Here is a 15,894-nt window from a genome sequence, read left to right on the forward strand (position 1 = left end):
CGTGGGCGCGGTCGTGCACCGCGCCGCGCGGCAGCGGCGTTTTTTCTCCTTCGCTCCCGTGCCCTTGCCCTCCCTCTTTTCTGTCGTTCATGCGCAACCTGTCCCCCCGGGCTGACGTGCCGCGCGCCCGGTGGTTCGCCTGGCTGCTGTGCAGCCTGGCGATGCTCGTGCTCGCCGGTTGCGCCGGCCTGCCGACCGAGGTGGTGCGCAAGCCCTCGAGTGCCATCACCGACGGCGCGGACACCGCGCTGGGCCGGCTCGTGCGTGCCGCCGCGCCGCCGGGCGAGCCGCTCAGCGGCTTTCGCCTGCTGCCGATGCCGCAGTTCTCGCTGCATGCCCGCATCGAGCTGGCGCGCCGCGCGCAGCGCTCCATCGACGTGCAGTACTACCTCGTGCAGAACGACGAGACCGGCCGCTACCTGCTGCGCACGCTGCGCGACGCGGCCGACCGCGGCGTGCGCGTGCGCCTGCTGGTGGACGACCTGTACACGGCGGGCGCCGACCCGCTGTTCACCAGCTTTGCGTCGCACCCGAACGTCGAGGTGCGCCTGTTCAACCCGTTCCCGGCCGGGCGTTCGCGCTTCGGCACGCGCTGGGCGTGGTCGATCCTGGACTTCGACCGCGTGCACCGGCGCATGCACAACAAGCTGTTCGTGGTCGACAACACGATGGCGGTCATGGGCGGGCGCAACATCGCCAACGAGTACTTCCTGCGCGACGGCGGCTCCAACTTCATCGACATCGACACGCTGGTGGCCGGCGCCGTGGTGCCCCGGCTGTCGTCGCTGTTCGACATGTACTGGAACAGCCAATACGTCTATCCCATCGAGTCGCTGGTGCCGCGCGGCGACGAGTCGGTGCAGGCGCTGCGCGAGCGCTTCGACCGGCTCACCACGGGCCCCGAGACGCTGCATCCCGAAGAGCCCGAATCGACGGACCTGCTGGGCCACAACCCGCTGGCCAAGGACCTCAACGCCGGCAAGCTCGCGCTGAGCTGGGCGCGCGCCGAGGCCTACGCCGACGCGCCCGCCAAGGCGCTGGCGCCCACCGACGAAGGGCGCGGGCTGCCGGCCGACCAGGCCGCCGACAGCGTGCTCTACAACGTGCAGCGCTACCTGCGCGGCGCACAGCACGGGGTGCTGCTGACCACGCCCTATCTGATCCCCGGGCGGGGCGGCATGGAGACGATGCAGATCGTGCGCGGCAACGGCGTGGGCTACACCATCGTCACCAACTCGCTGGCGGCCACCGACGAGTCGCTGGTGCACATCGGCTACCGCCGCTACCGCGCGCAGATGCTGCGGCTGGGCGTGGAGCTGTACGAACTGAGCCCCAAGCGCGTGGAGCAGACCAAGCGCTTCGGCATCTACGGCTCGGCCAGCGGGCGGCTGCACGGCAAGTCGGCCGTGATCGACGGGCAGGTGGTGTTCGTCGGGTCGATGAACTTCGATCCGCGCTCGGCGCTGCACAACACCGAGATCGGCCTGTTCATCTTCAGCCCGCAGATCGCGCAGCAGCTCACGAGCCTGATCGGTTTCATGCGCCTAGACGGCGCCTACCAGCTGCAGCTGGGGCCGCGCGGCGGCATCGAGTGGGTGAACCCGGCGTCGGGCGACGGGGCGGACACCATCCTGCACACCGAACCCGAGACCCATTTCTGGGCCCGCTGGCGGCTGGAGCTGCTGGCGCCCCTGGTGCCCGAAAGCCTGCTGTAACGGCTTTTACGTTTACTGCTGCAAACGGCCGTTGAGGTACGGCTCGGGATCGACGGCGGTGCCGTTCTTGCGGATCTCGAAATGCAGCTTCACGCGGTCGGATTCGCTGTTGCCCATTTCGGCGATCTTCTGGCCCTGGCGCACCACGGCGCCTTCCTTCACGAGGATGGTCTTCGCGTGGGCGTAGGCCGTGAGGAAGGTTTCGTTGTGTTTCACGATGACCATGTTGCCGTAGGAGCGCAACTCGCCCCCCACGTACACCACGCGGCCGTCGGCCGAGGCCACGATGGGGTCGCCCAGGTTGCCCGCGATGTCCAGGCCCTTGTTGCGCACGCCGTCGAAGCGGCCCACGGTGGTGCCGGCGGCAGGGCGGATGAAGAGCGCCTGGCGCGGTGGCGGCGGCGTGGCGCCTGGAACAGGCTGCTGCGGCGGCGTGGGGCCGGGCGTGGTGCAGGCGGCAATGCCCCCAGCCACGAGGAGCGTGGCGGCGGTTCGGAAAACAAAAGTCTGAAGGTGCATGACGCTGTTGGAACGGATTCGTTGCGGAGGGTTCCGTCGAAGGCCGACATCTCGGTGTCGGCCGCTCGGACGATGCTAGCAAACTCGCATCGCCGAGCCCTTCAGCAGCCCCTTCACTTGAGCGGAATCGGCGTGCCGCGATCGACCGGCACGGCCGTCACGCTGTTCTTGGGCGAGCCGTCGATCAGCAGGTCGGAGTAGGTCAGGTAGACCAGCGTGTTGCGCTTGGGATCGACCATGCGCACCACGCGCAGGCGCTTGAAGAGCACCGACAGGCGTTCGCTGTAGACCTCTTCGCGCTTGGGCAGCGGCTGCGTGATGCTCACCGGGCCGACCTGGCGGCAGGCGATGGAGGCCTCGGCCTTGTCCTCGGCCACGCCGAAGGCGCCGGCGATGCCGCCGGTTCGCGCGCGCGAGACATAGCAGGTGACGCCGCTGACTTTCGGGTCGTCGTAGGCCTCGACCACGATCTTGTGGTCCGGGCCGATGAGCTTGAAGGCGGTGTCGACCTCGCCGACCATGTCGGCCTTGGCCGCCGAAGCTGCGAGTGCGAAGCCGAGGCTGACGCCACAGAGGAGGGTGGCGCGCAGGGTCTTGAGCATGGGGAAATTTTTCAAACGATGCTGAGTTCGTGGACGCGGTCGAAGCTGCCGCGCTTGCGGTCTTCGAAGTAGTGTTCGAGCGCCTGGCGCACGGTGCGGAAGGCGATCTCGTCCCAGGGAATCTCGTCCTCGGTGAACAGGCGCGCCTCGATCGTCTCGTGGCCCGGGTCGAAGCGGTCGTCGAGCAGGCGGGCGCGGTAGAACATGTGGACCTGGCCTACGCGCACCACGCTGATCACGGCGAACAGGCCCTCGATCTCGAAGTTCGCGCCGGCCTCCTCGTCGGTCTCGCGGGCCGCGCCCTCGGCGGTGGTTTCCTCGAGCTCCATGAAGCCCGCGGGCAGCGTCCACTTGCCCCAGCGCGGCTCGATGTTGCGCTTGCACAGCAGCACCTTGTCGCCCAGCACGGGGATGGTGCCCACCACGTTCAGCGGGTTCTCGTAATGGATCGTGTGGCAGGCCGGGCACACCGCGCGCTGCTTGGTGTCGCCGTCGTCCGGCACGCGGTAGACCACCGCCGTGCCGCAGTTCTTGCAATGCTTGATGGGTACGCGAAGGAGCATGAAGCGGGACCGCGCGGGCGTCAGACGATCTTGACGGTCAGCGCGGGCAGGCCTGCGACCTGGCCCACCAGCGTGTCGCCGGCCACCACGGCCGCGACGCCCTCGGGCGTGCCCGTGAAGATCAGGTCGCCGGGCTGCAGCTCCCAGGCCGCCGACAGGTGCTCGATGGTCTCGGCCACGTTCCAGATCAGCTTGCTCACGGTGCTGCGCTGGCGGTCGGCGCCGTTCACCTGCAGCGAGATCTCGGCCTGCTCGGCGTTGCCGGCCTGCGCCACGGGCACGATCGGGCCGATGGGCGCGCTCTGCTCGAAGCTCTTGCCGATGTCCCAGGGGCGGCCCTGCTTCTTCATGTCGTTCTGCAGGTCGCGGCGCGTCATGTCCAGGCCCACGGCGTAGCCGTAGATGTGCTTGTGCGCGTCGGCCGCCAGGATGTTCTTGCCGCCGGTGCCGATGGCCACCACGAGTTCGATCTCGTGGTGCAGGTTCTTCGTGAGCGTGGGGTAGGCCATGGTGCCGGTCTGGCCCGCATCGACCGTCACCAGCGCATCGGCCGGCTTCATGAAGAAGAAGGGCGGCTCGCGGCCGGTGAAACCCATTTCCTTGGCGTGATCTTCGTAGTTGCGGCCCACGCAGTAGATGCGGTGCACCGGGAAGCGTGCGGGCTGACCGGCCACCGGCACCGAAACGGTGGCCGGCGGGGCGAAAACAAACTCGGAAGCCATGGGAAGGTGTCCTTTTTCAGCGAAGCGGGAGGGGAGACCGGCAGTGTGCCAGAGGCGGCACGGGCTTGCCGGCACGCCGGACTCGGGATTTTGCGGCGGCCCACAATAGGCGCTTCTGCGCGTTTCCCCGACCCCTTTCCCGACCTCTTCTCTCTCTCGCTCCACCATGCCCATCCGACTCGGCAAAGCCGGCAAGGCCACCGCCTTCAACGAACTCGGCCGCGAACGCGACGAGGCCGGCGACCAGGACGGCGCCCTGGCCGCCTATGCGCAGGCCAGCGCCATCCATCCGTACTGGTCGGCGCCCTGGTACAACGCCGGGCTCATCCACAAGTACCGCGGCGACTGGGCCGCGTCGTTGCAGGCCAACGCCCGCGCCGTGCAGTGCGAGCCGGGCAACGAAGGCGCGCTGTGGAACCTGGGCATCGCGGCCACCGCGCTGGGCGACTGGCCCACGGCGCGGCGCGCGTGGCGCCAGTACGGCATCGGCATCCCGGACGGTGAAGGGCCGGTCGACTATTTCGTCGGCCTCACGCCCATCCGCGTGCACGGCGACGAGGCCAGCGAGGTGGTCTGGGCCGACCGCATCGACCCGGCGCGCGCCATCCTGCGCAACGTGCCGACGCCCGCCAGCGGCCACCGCTACGGCGACCTGGTGCTGCACGACGGCGCCGCCAACGGCTACCGCCGCCGCGGCGAGCGCGAGGTGCCGGTGTTCGACGCGCTCGCGCTGATCGCGCCGTCGGACCACGCGACCTACGAAGTGTTCGTCGAAGAGGTGCAGGCCGAGGCGATCGATGCGCTGGTGCGCCGCTTCGAGGAAGCGGGCCTCAGCGCCGAGAACTGGACCTCGAGCATGCAGGTGCTGTGCAAGGCCTGCTCCGAAGGCCGCCCCGACGACCAGCACAACCACGCGCCCGGCGAGCCGCCCGCGGCCGAAGGGCCGTGGCACCTGGGCATCGCCGCGCGCGAAGAAGCCGTGGCGCGCGCGCTGCTCGACACGTGGCAGCAAGAACACCCCGAAGCCCGGCTGCGCGACTTTCGCTGCGCGCTCCCGGCCACACCACGCTCCTGAGGGTGAAATCCAAGGGCGCTATCCTCGAGAAATCATGAAGCTGCATAACTATTTCCGCTCCTCCGCCTCGTTCCGTGTCCGCATCGCCCTTCAGCTGAAGGGCCTGGACTACGACTACGTGCCCGTGCACATCGCGCGCGGCGAACACCGCACCGGCCCGTACTCGGCGATCTCGGCCGACATGCTCGTGCCGCTGCTCGAGGACGAGGGCGAGCGCTTCTCGCAGTCGATGGCCATCATCGAATACCTGGACGAAACGCACCCCGAGCCGGCACTGCTGCCCAGCGACCCGGTGGGCCGCGCCCATGTGCGCGCGCTGGCGCAGTCGATCGCCTGCGAGATCCACCCGCTGAACAACCTGCGCGTGCTCAAGTACCTCGTGAAGGAACTGAAGGTCGACGACGAAGCCAAGAACACCTGGTACCGCCACTGGGTGCGCGACGGCCTGCTGTCGTTCGAGCGCCAGCTCGCGCAGCACCCGGGCGGCACCTACTGCTGGGGCGACACGCCCACCATCGCCGACTGCTGCCTCGTGCCGCAGATCTTCAACGGCCGCCGCTTCGACTGCGACTTCAGCGGCCTGCCGCGCACCATGGCCGCCTTCGACGCCTGCATGAAGCTCGACGCCTTCCAGCGCGCGCAGCCCTCGCAGTCGCCCGACGCGGAACCCTGAGCCGGCACGTCGAGATGAATCCGCAATGGCTGGTGCCCGAGTGGCCCGCGCCGCCGAACGTGCGCGCGCTGTGCACCACGCGCGACGGCGGCGTGTCGACCGGGCGCTATGAGAGCCTGAACCTCGGCGACCACGTGGCCGACGACGCCGCGCACGTCGCCGAGAACCGGCGTCGCTTGCAGCAGGCGATCGGCACGCAGCCGGTGTTCCTGCAGCAGGTGCATGGCACGGGGCTCGTGTCGCTCGACGAGGCCGTGCACGACGGCACCGTCGCCGATGCCTGCACGGCCGCGACCTCCGCGCGCGCCTGCACGGTCATGGTGGCCGACTGCCTGCCCGTGCTCTTCACCGACGAACGCGGCCACCGCGTGGCCGCCGCGCATGCGGGCTGGCGCGGGCTGGCCGGCGGCGTGCTCGAGCAGACCGTGCGCGCCTTCGCGCAGGACGAAGGCGCGCCGCGCCTCATGGCCTGGCTCGGCCCCTGCATCGGCCCGAAGGCCTTCGAGGTGGGGGCGGAGGTCAAGGCCGCCTTCGAGGCGCAGTCGCCCGAGGCGGCGTCGTGCTTCACGCCAGCCGCAGGCGAAGGCAAGTGGCTGGCCGATTTGCCTGCGCTCGCGCGGCAGCGGCTGCGTGCGGTGGGTGTCGAGTCGCTCTATGGCAACGACAGCGGCGATGCGTGGTGCACCGTCGCGCAGCCGTCACGGTTCTTTTCGCACCGGCGCGACGGCGTCAGCGGGCGCTTCGCCGCGCTGGTCTGGAAGGTCTGAGCCCGCAGCTTCCGCGGCGGCGCGGCGCGCGGCCTCCTGGGCCTGTGCCTCGCGTTCCTTGATCGCCCGCCGGCGCGCCGGCGTGGCCATCAGGTAGATCACCAGCGCCACCGGCGCGAGGCCGTAAAGAAGAAATGTGAAGATGGCGCCCAGCACCGTGCCCGTGGTGTTGGTGGCTTCGGCCACCGCCATCATCACGGCCACATAGAGCCAGCCGATCACGATCAAATGGATGAACACAGGCGGAGACGTTTCGTTTCAAGGGATTAGTGAAAGCGCGGCGTTGTGAGTGCCTTGCGAATGCAGCATACTCAAAACACGCAAGCCATCCGTTCGTATCGACCCAGGCCACGGCCAGGAGACATGATGAAGCAACAAGACACGGGGGCCGATGCGTTCGCGCCCTTTCAAAAAGCCCTCACGCAGGGCTGGACCCAGGCCATGGAGGCTTTCCAGAAAGCTGCAGGTCCAGGAGGTCCCGCCGCTTTCGACGTCGGCGGCACGCCGCTATGGCAATTGCCACAAATGGCGCAATTCCCGGGCGCAGCCGCCATGCCCGAGCTGCCCAAGTTCTCCATCGATCCCGAGCAGCTGCAGTCCATCCAGCAGCAGTACCTGAGCGACGCCACCGACCTGTGGCGCCGCGGCTTCGGTGCCCGGCCCGAGGGCGACAAGCGCTTTGCCGCCGAGGCCTGGGGCAGCAACCCGCTGGCGGCCTTCTCGGCCGCCGTCTATCTGCTCAACGGCCGCACCATGATGCGCATGGCCGAGGCCATCGACGCCGACGACAAGACCAAGGCGCGCCTGCGCTTCGCGGTCGAGCAGTGGATGGCCGCGGCCTCGCCCAGCAACTCGCTCGCCTTCAATGCCGAGGCGCAGAAAAAGGCCATCGACACGCAGGGCGAGAGCATCGCCAAGGGCATCCAGAACTTGCTGCACGACATGAAGCAGGGCCACGTCAGCATGACCGACGAGAGCGCCTTCGAAGTGGGGCGCAACGTGGCCACCACCGAAGGTGCCGTGGTGTTCGAGAACGAGTATTTCCAGCTGCTCGAATACAAGCCGCTCACCGCCAAGGTGTACGAGCGGCCGTTCCTGCTGGTGCCGCCGTGCATCAACAAGTTCTACATCCTCGACCTGCAGCCCGACAACTCGCTCATCCGCTATGCGAACGAGCAGGGCCACCGCGTGTTCGTGGTGAGCTGGCGCAACCCCGACGAGTCGCTGGCCCAGGCCACCTGGGACGACTACATCGAGAACGCCGCCATCAAGGCGATACACACGGTGCAGGAGATCAGCGGCAGCAAGCAGATCAACACGCTGGGCTTCTGCGTGGGCGGCACCATCCTGAGCACCGCGCTGGCCGTGCTCGCGGCGCGCGGCGAGAAGCCGGCCGCATCGGTCACGCTGCTGACCACCTTCCTCGACTTCAGCGACACCGGCATCCTCGACATCTTCGTGGACGAGCCGATGGTGCAGTACCGCGAGATGCAGCTGGGCAAGGGCGGCCTGCTGCCCGGCGGCGACCTGGCCTCGACCTTCAGCTTCCTGCGCCCGAACGACCTGGTGTGGAACTACGTGGTCGGCAACTACCTCAAGGGCGAGACGCCGCCGGCCTTCGACCTGCTGTACTGGAACAGCGACGCGACCAACCTGCCGGGCCCGTTCTACGCCTGGTACCTGCGCAACACGTACCACGAGAACAAGCTGGCCAAGCCCGGCGCGCTCACGGTGTGCGGCGAGAAGGTCGACCTGGGCAAGATCGACATCCCGGCCTACATCTACGGCTCGCGCGAAGATCACATCGTGCCCATCGGCGGCGCCTACACCTCCACGCAACTGCTCACGGGCAAGAAGCGCTTCGTGATGGGCGCCTCGGGCCACATCGCCGGCGTGATCAACCCGCCCGCCAAGAACAAGCGCAGCCACTGGCTGCGCGAGGACGGCAAGTTTCCCAAGACCCAGCCCGAATGGCTGGCCGGCGCGCAGGAGCAGCCGGGCAGCTGGTGGACCGACTGGGCACAATGGCTCAAGGGCCACGCGGGCAAGCAGATCCCCGCGCCCAAGGGCTACGGCAACGGCAAGGCCTACAAGGCCATCGAACCGGCGCCGGGACGCTACGTGAAGGCCAAGGCCTGAACGGGCGCCAGCTCCCGCAAGATCGCAACCGATTTCAAATCACCTCAACGGAGAGAACCTCATGGAAGACATCGTCATCGTTTCGGCTGCGCGTACGGCGGTCGGCAAATTCGGCGGCTCGCTCGCCGGCATTCCCGCCACCGAGCTGGGCGCCCTCGTGATCAAGGAAGTGATCGCGCGCGCCAACCTCACGGCCGACCAGGTGGGCGAGGCCATCATGGGCCAGGTGCTCGCGGCCGGTGCCGGCCAGAACCCCGCGCGCCAGGCCTGGCTCAAGGGCGGCGGCACCAAGGAAACGCCGGCGCTCACCATCAACGCCGTGTGCGGCTCGGGCCTGAAGGCCGTGATGCTGGCGGCGCAGGCCGTGGCCACGGGTGACAGCGAAATCGTCATCGCCGGCGGCCAGGAAAACATGAGCATGGCGCCGCACGTGCTGCCCAACTCGCGCAACGGCCAGCGCATGGGCGACTGGAAGCTGGTCGACACCATGATCGTCGACGGCCTGTGGGACGTGTACAACCAGTACCACATGGGCATCACGGCCGAGAACGTGGCCAAGAAGTACAACATCGACCGCGCCTCGCAGGACGAACTGGCCCTGGCCAGCCAGACCAAGGCCGCCGCCGCGCAGGACGCCGGCAAGTTCAAGGACGAAATCGTCGGCGTGAGCATTCCGCAGAAGAAGGGCGACCCGCTCGTCTTCAACCAGGACGAGTTCATCAACCGCAAGACCAACGCCGAAGTGCTGGCCGGCCTGCGCCCCGCCTTCGACAAGGCCGGCGGCGTGACCGCGGGCAATGCCTCGGGCCTGAACGACGGCGCCGCCGCCGTGATGGTCATGACGGCCAAGAAGGCCGCGGCCCTGGGCCTGAAGCCGCTGGGCCGCATCGCCAGCTACGCCACCGCCGGCCTGGACCCGACCATCATGGGCATGGGCCCCGTGCCGGCATCGCAGAAGGCGCTGCAGCGCGCCGGCTGGAAGGCCGCCGACCTCGACCTGCTCGAGATCAACGAAGCCTTCGCTGCGCAAGCGTGCGCCGTGAACCGCGAAATGGGCTGGGACGTGAACAAGGTGAACGTGAACGGCGGCGCCATCGCCATCGGCCACCCCATCGGCGCGTCGGGCTGCCGCATCCTGGTGACGCTGCTGCACGAAATGCAACGCCAGAACGCCAAGAAGGGCATCGCCTCGCTGTGCATCGGCGGCGGCATGGGCGTGGCGCTGACGATCGAGCGCTGAGCCTGATCACCGGGTGAACCGGTACGGGGGAGGGGAGGCAGGGGCTCGCAAGGGCCGATGCCTCCCCTCCCTTTTTTGTGCGCGCTGTCGGGGCGCTCGCCTGCTGCTTACTTCGACCGGTCCGAGGCCACGAGGTCCCAGGCCAGGCCCGCGAGCCAGCCGATGCCCACCAGCCACGCGCCGGCGTGCACCGTGTCGATGTCGGCGGGTGCCAGCCAGTGAAGCAGCAAGGCAATCAGCAGCCCGGCGATGGCGCCGAGGCAGGACCAGGGGGAGCTGAGGGCTTCGAGCATGTCAGGGCGACTGTAGCGGCCCTCTTTCGCGCCTCGCATCGACCCGATTCGGCGTGCTGAGAACCTTTGGATTCATTTGAGCGACGGTCACCTGACTGGCTGACGCTCTTGTTCACCGCTCAAAAATTGAGCAAAGTGTGGAATCCCTTTGTAAAACAACAACTTGCATTCGTTTTACAAAGCTCCACCCGAGTTACCCCCAAAGTTGCCCACAGAAAGTGGGGATTGCAGCGGACTTCTTCACAACCCGCCGCAAGTCGTTGGTTTCAAAGGGCGGCCTAGCACAGGCAACCCCCCGTTTTTTCGCTTGACTTTCCTGTTTTCGAGCGATTTTCAGGCCCCTAGGTGGCCTGACTTGTGCACTGCAAAAATTTTAAGCAGACTAACTATTCCCTTTATAAAACAACAACTTGCATCCGCTTTACAACGCTGCCCCTGACTTACCCCCAAAGTTGTGCACAGAAAATGGGGAAGACATCGGGTTTCTCACAAGCCACCTGCAAGTGCCTGTTTTTGGCCGGGAATCGGGCCGTCAGCCGGTTTCGGCCTGCGCGTCGGCGTAGTGCTTGCACAAGGTCTCGACCAGCGCCTGGGCGTACACGGGCAGGGCGGCGCGGTCGCGCACGAGCAGGTAGCGCTCGCGCACGCACCACGGGTCGCTGAGCTCGACCAGCGCGAGCCCCATGCTCTCCTGGTTGCGCCGCGCGGCCGACTCCGGCACCACGCCGATGCCCACGCCGCTGCCGATCATCCGGCACATGGCGTCGAAGCTGCCGAGCTGGATGCGCAGCTTCTGGCGCTTGCCCAGGTGGTCGGTGATCTGCCCCAGGAAGGCCTGCAGCGTGCTGCCCTGCTGCATGCCGATGGCGTCTTCGTCGAGCGTTTCGGCAAACGAGATGCGGCGGCGCCGCGCAAAGCGGTGCTGGCGCGAGGTGACGAGCACCAGCCGGTCGGTGCTGAAGTGGATGGTGTCCAGGCCCAGCGTGTCCATCTGGCCCGCGACGATGCCGATGTCGGCGCGCCCGTCGCGCACGCCGCGCGGGATCTGAGCATTCGGTTTTTCCTGAAGGTCGACGTTGATGCGCGGGTTGGCGGCCAGGAAGCCGGGCAGGATCTCCGGCAGGAAATCGGTCACCGCCGTGGTGTTGGCGAACACGCGCAGATGGCCGCGCAGCCCGCCGCCGTACTCGAGCAGGTCGGCGCGCAACTGGTCGGCCTGGTGCAGCACCAGCCGGGCGTGGTGCAGGAAGGCTTCGCCCGGCGGCAGCAGGCGCACGCCGCGGGCCTCGCGCTGCAGCAGCTGCAGGCCGGCCTGGGTCTCGAGCGCCTTGATGCGCGCGCTGGCCGCGGCCAGCGACAGGTGCTGGCGCTCGGCCGCCCGCGTGAGGTTGCCGAGTTCGGCCGTGGCCACGAACAGGCGCAGGTCGGTGAGGTCGAAGAGCATGGGGCGATGGTAGTCAAGCCTTCGGAATTTCAGAAGCCTGGCTTCCGAAATCGCAGATTGCGCCGACGGGGCGGGCAGAAGACCATGCGGCCATGGAGACACACGACACCACCCCCGCCTTGCGGCTTCGCGCCAAGGCGCTGATCGCCTTCGGCCTCGCCGCCACCACCTTGCTGGCCACCAGCGCCGCCACCGCCCAGACCTACCCCTCGCGCCCCATCACGCTCGTCGTGCCCCAGGCCGCGGGCGGCACCAACGACATCGTCGGCCGTCTCGTGGGCCAGAAGCTCGGCGAGGTGCTGAACAACGCCAGCGTCGTGGTCGACAACCGCCCCGGCGCGGGCGGCAACATCGGCACGCAGCTGGTCGCCAAGGGTCCGAAGGACGGCTACACGCTGCTCATGACGATCAGCAGCAGCCAGGCCATCAACCCCGCGCTGTACAAGAACCCGGGCTTCGACCCCGAGAAAGACTTCAAGCCCGTCGGCCTGGTCGGCGCCGTGCCCAACGTGCTGCTGGTGAACCCGTCGTTCCCCGCGAAGAACTTCGCCGAATTCTTGAAGCTGGCGCGCGAGAAGGGCGCCAACTACCAGTACGCCTCGGCCGGCAACGGCACGCTCAACCACCTGCTGGGCGAAATGCTCAACAGCATGGGCGGCATCTCGCTGCAGCACGTGCCGTACAAGGGCGTGGCGCCTGCCATCAACGACGTGCTGGGCGGGCAGTTGCCGATCGTGTTCGCGAGCCTGCCTTCGGCGCTGGCGCACATCAAGGCCGGCAAGCTGCGCGCGCTGGCCGTGAGTGGTGAGAAGCGCTCGCCCGTGCTGCCCGACGTGCCCGCCATCGCCGAGCAGGTGCCGGGCTACAACGGCACGCTGTGGATCGGCCTGTTCGCCCCCGCGGGCGTGCCGGCCGACGTGCTCGCCACCCTGCAGGACGCCACGCGCAAGGCGCTCGCGGCCAAAGACCTGCGCGACAAGCTCGACCAGCAGGGCGTCGAGATCGCTGCGGCCACTTCGCCCGAACAGTTCTCGGCGCTGCTGCGCACCGACCTCGCCAAGTGGGCGCGCATCGTCAAGGCCTCGGGCGCCGCGGTCGACTGACCTCGCCACTCATCTTTCTTCCCGACACACACGACATGACTTCTCCCCTGATCGACGCCGAAGCCCTCGCGCGCCTGCAGGCCTGGCAGGGCCGCACCGAAACGCTGCGCGACGACCTCACGGCCGCGCCCGTGCGCGGCCTGTCCGCCACGCTCGACCGCGACGACCCGCTGCCCGAGGCGGGCACGCGCCTGCCCGCGCTGTGGCACTGGCTCTACTTCCTGCCGCACCACCGCCAGTCGGAGATCGGCGAAGACGGCCACGCGAAGCGCGGCGGCTTCCTGCCGCCCGTGCCGCTGCCGCGCCGCATGTGGGCCGGCGGCCGGCTGACCTGGGAGCCGGGCAATCCGCTGCAGGTGGGCGATGCGGTCGAGCGCACGTCGACCATCGCCTCGGTCACGCACAAGGCCGGCCGCACGGGCGAGCTGGTGTTCGTGCTGGTGCGCCATGAGGTGCGCAATGCGCGCGGACTCGCGCTGACCGAAGAGCACGACATCGTCTACCGCGCCGCCGCCGCACCAGGCGAAGCCACGCCGCCGCCCACGCCCGCACCGAAGGACGCCGCCTTCAGCCGCGACCTCGTGCCCGACGACGTGCTGCTGTTCCGCTACTCGGCGCTGACCTTCAACGGCCACCGCATCCACTACGACCGCCGCTACGTGACGCAGGTCGAGGGCTACCCGGGCCTCATCGTGCACGGGCCGCTGATCGCGACGCTGCTGGTCGACCTGCTGCGCCGCAACGCGCCGGCCGATGCGCAGCTCGCACGCTTCGAGTTCCGCGCCGTGCGCCCGACCTTCGACATCGCGCCGTTCCGCGTGCACGGCAAGCCCGCCGAAGGCAGCACCGACGGCAAGACCTTCAGCCTGTGGGGCGAAGACGCCGACGGCTGGCTCACGATGCAGGCCACGGCCGTGCTCGCCTGACGCAAGGAAAGAAAGAAGAAGCCCATGACCAGACCCCTGGACGGCATCACCGTCATCTCGCTCGAACACGCCATCGCGGCGCCGTTCTGCACCCGCCAGCTCGCCGACCTCGGCGCGCGCGTCATCAAGGTCGAGCGCCCCGGCGGCGGCGACTTTGCGCGCGCCTACGACGAACGCGTGAACGGCGAGGCTTCGCACTTCGTGTGGGTTAACCGCTCGAAGGAAAGCCTCACGCTCGACCTGAAGCAGCCCGCCGCGCTCGCCGTGCTGCAGGAGCTGGTGGCCGGCGCCGACGTGCTGGTGCAGAACCTCGCGCCCGGCGCCGCCGCGCGCATGGGCCTGGGCGCGCAGGTGCTGCAGGAGAAGCACCCCGCGCTCATCGTCTGCGACATCTCGGGTTACGGCGAAGACGGCCCGTACCGCGACAAGAAGGCCTACGACCTGCTCATTCAGAGCGAGGCCGGTTTTCTTTCGGTGACGGGCACGCCCGACGACCCGTGCAAGTCGGGCAACTCCATCGCCGACATTGCGGCGGGCATGTACGCCTACACCGGCATCCTGGCGGCGCTGATGCAGCGCGGCAAGACGGGCAAGGGCTCGCACATCGACGTGTCGATGCTCGAATCGCTCGCCGAGTGGATGGGCTACCCCATGTACTACGCCTACGACGGCGCGCCGCCGCCGCCGCGCAGCGCCGCCTCGCACGCGACCATCTATCCCTACGGCCCGTTCCCCGCCGGCGACGGCGGCACCGTGATGCTCGGCCTGCAGAACGAGCGCGAGTGGCGCGCCTTCTGCGACAAGGTGCTGCTGCGCCCCGAGCTCGCGAGCGACCCGCGCTTCGACAGCAACGCGCGGCGCAACGAGCACCGCGAAGCGCTGCGCACGCTCATCGTCGACACCTTCGGCGCGCTCAGCGCGGCGCAGGTGCTCGAACGGCTCGACACCGCGCAGATCGCCAATGCGCGCATGAACGACATGGCCGGGCTGTGGGCGCATCCGCAGCTGCAGGCACGCGAGCGCTGGCGCCAGGTGGGCTCGCCGGCCGGCGACATCCCGGCGCTGCTGCCCGCCGGTCGCCAGAGCGCCTTCGACTACCGCATGGACCCGGTGCCCGCGGTCGGCCAGCACACCGACGCCATCCTGCGCAGCCTGGGCCGCGGCGACGACGCGATCGCGACGCTGCGCGCGGCCGGCGCGGTATGAGCGGGCCCGCGAACGCCGCGCTCGCCCTGGCGCGCGCCTTTCTCTTCGTGCCCGCTGACCGGCCCGAGCGCCATGCGCGGGCATTGGCCACGGGCGCGGGCGGCGTGATCATCGACCTCGAAGACGCCGTGGCCCCCGCGCGCAAGGCCGAGTCGCGCGATGCGCTCGGCGCCTCGCTGGCGGCGTTGCCCGCCGAAGGGCGAGGGCGGCTGCTCGTGCGCGTGAACGCCAGCGGCACGCCGTGGCATGACGACGACTGCGCGCGCGCGGCCGGCTGGATCGCCGAGGGCCTCATCGCCGGCATCGTGCTGCCCAAGGCCGAGCATGCCGATGAACTGCATCGGCTGGCCGCCACGGCCGGACCGAAGGCCGTGCTGGTGCCGCTCATCGAATCGGCCGCGGGGCTCGCGGCGCTCGATGCCATCGCGGGTGCGCCGCAGGTGCTGCGGCTGGCCTTCGGCCATCTCGATTTCCAGGCCGACCTCGGCATGGCCTGCGATGCCGACGAGGCCGAGCTGGTGCCCGTGCGCCTCGCGCTCGTGCTGGCCTCGCGCCGCGCCGGGCTGGCCACGCCCATCGACGGCGTGTCGCCCGACTGGCGCGACGCGCAGCGGCTGGCCGCCGACACCGCGCGCGCCCGGCGCGGGGGCTTCGGCGCCAAGCTGTGCATCCATCCCGAACAGGTCGCGCCCGTGCAGGCCGCGCTTGGGCCCACGGCCGACGAGGTGGCCTGGGCGCACCGCGTCACCGAGGCCGTGCGCGCGGCCGGCGGCGGCGTCGTGAGCCTCGACGGCCGCATGGTCGACGGGCCCGTGGTGCGGCTGGCCGAGCGCTGGCTCGCGTTGGCCCCGCAGCACGGCCCGGGCGATTCATCCGTGACGCACTGATCCACAGACAAACCACAAGG

The 15,894-nt window shown here is 69.0% G+C and carries 17 protein-coding genes; 10 read left to right on the forward strand and 7 right to left on the reverse strand.

The annotated features are described in order from the left end of the window. Positions 1-89: 89 nt before the first annotated feature. Positions 90-1,715, forward strand: a complete 1,626-nt coding sequence (locus AC57B8_RS02575) for a phospholipase D family protein (protein ID WP_496478570.1) — start codon at positions 90-92, stop codon at positions 1,713-1,715. Positions 1,716-1,727: 12 nt separating this feature from the next. On the opposite strand, the gene AC57B8_RS02580 is transcribed toward AC57B8_RS02575, so the two are convergent. From AC57B8_RS02580 to AC57B8_RS02595, 4 genes are all read right to left on the reverse strand, one after another. Further along, positions 1,728-2,234: a murein hydrolase activator EnvC family protein gene (locus AC57B8_RS02580; protein WP_062480281.1), complete on the reverse strand. Its 507-nt coding sequence runs from the start codon at positions 2,232-2,234 to the stop codon at positions 1,728-1,730. A 113-nt stretch (positions 2,235-2,347) separates the two neighbouring features. Beyond that, positions 2,348-2,836: a CreA family protein gene (locus tag AC57B8_RS02585; protein ID WP_496478571.1), complete on the reverse strand. Its 489-nt coding sequence runs from the start codon at positions 2,834-2,836 to the stop codon at positions 2,348-2,350. Between the two features lie 11 nt (positions 2,837-2,847). Further along, on the reverse strand, positions 2,848-3,399 hold the full coding sequence (locus AC57B8_RS02590) for an NUDIX hydrolase (protein WP_062480276.1): 552 nt from the start codon (positions 3,397-3,399) through the stop codon (positions 2,848-2,850). Positions 3,400-3,419: 20 nt separating this feature from the next. Beyond that, complete coding sequence (locus AC57B8_RS02595; protein ID WP_496478572.1) at positions 3,420-4,121, reverse strand: fumarylacetoacetate hydrolase family protein; 702 nt, start codon at positions 4,119-4,121, stop codon at positions 3,420-3,422. Between the two features lie 166 nt (positions 4,122-4,287). Between AC57B8_RS02595 and AC57B8_RS02600 the strand changes: the two genes are divergently transcribed. Genes AC57B8_RS02600 through pgeF form a run of 3 tightly spaced genes read left to right on the forward strand, consistent with a single transcriptional unit; the run spans position 4,288 to position 6,636 of the window. Then, complete coding sequence (locus tag AC57B8_RS02600; protein ID WP_496478573.1) at positions 4,288-5,196, forward strand: tetratricopeptide repeat protein; 909 nt, start codon at positions 4,288-4,290, stop codon at positions 5,194-5,196. Between the two features lie 34 nt (positions 5,197-5,230). Further along, a complete protein-coding gene (maiA, locus tag AC57B8_RS02605) occupies positions 5,231-5,869 on the forward strand; it encodes a maleylacetoacetate isomerase (RefSeq protein ID WP_070061130.1) in 639 nt (212 codons plus the stop codon). A 14-nt stretch (positions 5,870-5,883) separates the two neighbouring features. After that, positions 5,884-6,636 (forward strand): peptidoglycan editing factor PgeF, encoded by a 753-nt coding sequence (gene pgeF, locus AC57B8_RS02610; RefSeq protein WP_496478574.1) that lies wholly within the window; start codon positions 5,884-5,886, stop codon positions 6,634-6,636. Here pgeF and AC57B8_RS02615 read toward each other — a convergent pair. Further along, positions 6,568-6,876, reverse strand: coding sequence for a hypothetical protein (locus tag AC57B8_RS02615; RefSeq protein WP_083259164.1), 309 nt, complete (start codon positions 6,874-6,876; stop codon positions 6,568-6,570). The genes pgeF and AC57B8_RS02615 overlap by 69 nt on opposite strands. Positions 6,877-7,002: 126 nt before the next feature. Between AC57B8_RS02615 and phaC the strand changes: the two genes are divergently transcribed. After that, positions 7,003-8,775: a class I poly(R)-hydroxyalkanoic acid synthase gene (gene phaC / locus AC57B8_RS02620; protein ID WP_496478575.1), complete on the forward strand. Its 1,773-nt coding sequence runs from the start codon at positions 7,003-7,005 to the stop codon at positions 8,773-8,775. 61 nt (positions 8,776-8,836) lie between these two features. Beyond that, positions 8,837-10,015, forward strand: a complete 1,179-nt coding sequence (locus AC57B8_RS02625) for an acetyl-CoA C-acetyltransferase (RefSeq protein WP_095745805.1) — start codon at positions 8,837-8,839, stop codon at positions 10,013-10,015. 107 nt (positions 10,016-10,122) lie between these two features. Here AC57B8_RS02625 and AC57B8_RS02630 read toward each other — a convergent pair whose 3' ends face one another. After that, positions 10,123-10,308 (reverse strand): hypothetical protein, encoded by a 186-nt coding sequence (locus AC57B8_RS02630; protein ID WP_496478576.1) that lies wholly within the window; start codon positions 10,306-10,308, stop codon positions 10,123-10,125. A gap of 532 nt (positions 10,309-10,840) precedes the next feature. Then, positions 10,841-11,752 carry a LysR family transcriptional regulator gene (locus AC57B8_RS02635; protein ID WP_159271438.1) on the reverse strand — a complete coding sequence of 304 codons (912 nt, stop codon included), beginning with the start codon at positions 11,750-11,752 and terminating at the stop codon, positions 10,841-10,843. 92 nt (positions 11,753-11,844) lie between these two features. Between AC57B8_RS02635 and AC57B8_RS02640 the strand changes: the two genes are divergently transcribed. Genes AC57B8_RS02640 through AC57B8_RS02655 form a run of 4 tightly spaced genes read left to right on the forward strand, consistent with a single transcriptional unit; the run spans position 11,845 to position 15,874 of the window. Then, positions 11,845-12,855, forward strand: a complete 1,011-nt coding sequence (locus AC57B8_RS02640; RefSeq protein ID WP_492734986.1) for a tripartite tricarboxylate transporter substrate-binding protein — start codon at positions 11,845-11,847, stop codon at positions 12,853-12,855. A 35-nt stretch (positions 12,856-12,890) separates the two neighbouring features. Continuing rightward, positions 12,891-13,781: an FAS1-like dehydratase domain-containing protein gene (locus tag AC57B8_RS02645; RefSeq protein ID WP_495259921.1), complete on the forward strand. Its 891-nt coding sequence runs from the start codon at positions 12,891-12,893 to the stop codon at positions 13,779-13,781. A gap of 24 nt (positions 13,782-13,805) precedes the next feature. After that, positions 13,806-14,987: a CaiB/BaiF CoA transferase family protein gene (locus tag AC57B8_RS02650; protein ID WP_369629234.1), complete on the forward strand. Its 1,182-nt coding sequence runs from the start codon at positions 13,806-13,808 to the stop codon at positions 14,985-14,987. Further along, positions 14,984-15,874, forward strand: coding sequence for an HpcH/HpaI aldolase/citrate lyase family protein (locus AC57B8_RS02655; protein WP_496478577.1), 891 nt, complete (start codon positions 14,984-14,986; stop codon positions 15,872-15,874). Before AC57B8_RS02650 ends, AC57B8_RS02655 begins: the two co-directional genes overlap by 4 nt. The last annotated feature ends 20 nt before the right edge of the window (positions 15,875-15,894 follow it).

It is taken from the genome of Variovorax sp. BGA-UO-ETr-C22 (assembly GCF_059567965.1).

Excerpts from the sequence above, each read along its gene's own strand:
- AC57B8_RS02585 (WP_496478571.1), bottom strand. The coding sequence starts at position 2,836 with ATGCTCAAGACCCTGCGCGCCACCCTCCTCTGTGGCGTCAGCCTCGGC.
- AC57B8_RS02595 (WP_496478572.1), bottom strand. The coding sequence starts at position 4,121 with ATGGCTTCCGAGTTTGTTTTCGCCCCGCCGGCCACCGTTTCGGTGCCG.
- AC57B8_RS02655 (WP_496478577.1), top strand. The coding sequence starts at position 14,984 with ATGAGCGGGCCCGCGAACGCCGCGCTCGCCCTGGCGCGCGCCTTTCTC.
- AC57B8_RS02630 (WP_496478576.1), bottom strand. The coding sequence starts at position 10,308 with ATGCTCGAAGCCCTCAGCTCCCCCTGGTCCTGCCTCGGCGCCATCGCC.
- AC57B8_RS02645 (WP_495259921.1), top strand. The coding sequence starts at position 12,891 with ATGACTTCTCCCCTGATCGACGCCGAAGCCCTCGCGCGCCTGCAGGCC.
- pgeF (WP_496478574.1), top strand. The coding sequence starts at position 5,884 with ATGAATCCGCAATGGCTGGTGCCCGAGTGGCCCGCGCCGCCGAACGTG.
- AC57B8_RS02600 (WP_496478573.1), top strand. The coding sequence starts at position 4,288 with ATGCCCATCCGACTCGGCAAAGCCGGCAAGGCCACCGCCTTCAACGAA.
- maiA (WP_070061130.1), top strand. The coding sequence starts at position 5,231 with ATGAAGCTGCATAACTATTTCCGCTCCTCCGCCTCGTTCCGTGTCCGC.
- AC57B8_RS02590 (WP_062480276.1), bottom strand. The coding sequence starts at position 3,399 with ATGCTCCTTCGCGTACCCATCAAGCATTGCAAGAACTGCGGCACGGCG.
- AC57B8_RS02640 (WP_492734986.1), top strand. The coding sequence starts at position 11,845 with ATGGAGACACACGACACCACCCCCGCCTTGCGGCTTCGCGCCAAGGCG.
- AC57B8_RS02635 (WP_159271438.1), bottom strand. The coding sequence starts at position 11,752 with ATGCTCTTCGACCTCACCGACCTGCGCCTGTTCGTGGCCACGGCCGAA.
- AC57B8_RS02625 (WP_095745805.1), top strand. The coding sequence starts at position 8,837 with ATGGAAGACATCGTCATCGTTTCGGCTGCGCGTACGGCGGTCGGCAAA.
- AC57B8_RS02650 (WP_369629234.1), top strand. The coding sequence starts at position 13,806 with ATGACCAGACCCCTGGACGGCATCACCGTCATCTCGCTCGAACACGCC.
- AC57B8_RS02580 (WP_062480281.1), bottom strand. The coding sequence starts at position 2,234 with ATGCACCTTCAGACTTTTGTTTTCCGAACCGCCGCCACGCTCCTCGTG.
- AC57B8_RS02575 (WP_496478570.1), top strand. The coding sequence starts at position 90 with ATGCGCAACCTGTCCCCCCGGGCTGACGTGCCGCGCGCCCGGTGGTTC.
- phaC (WP_496478575.1), top strand. The coding sequence starts at position 7,003 with ATGAAGCAACAAGACACGGGGGCCGATGCGTTCGCGCCCTTTCAAAAA.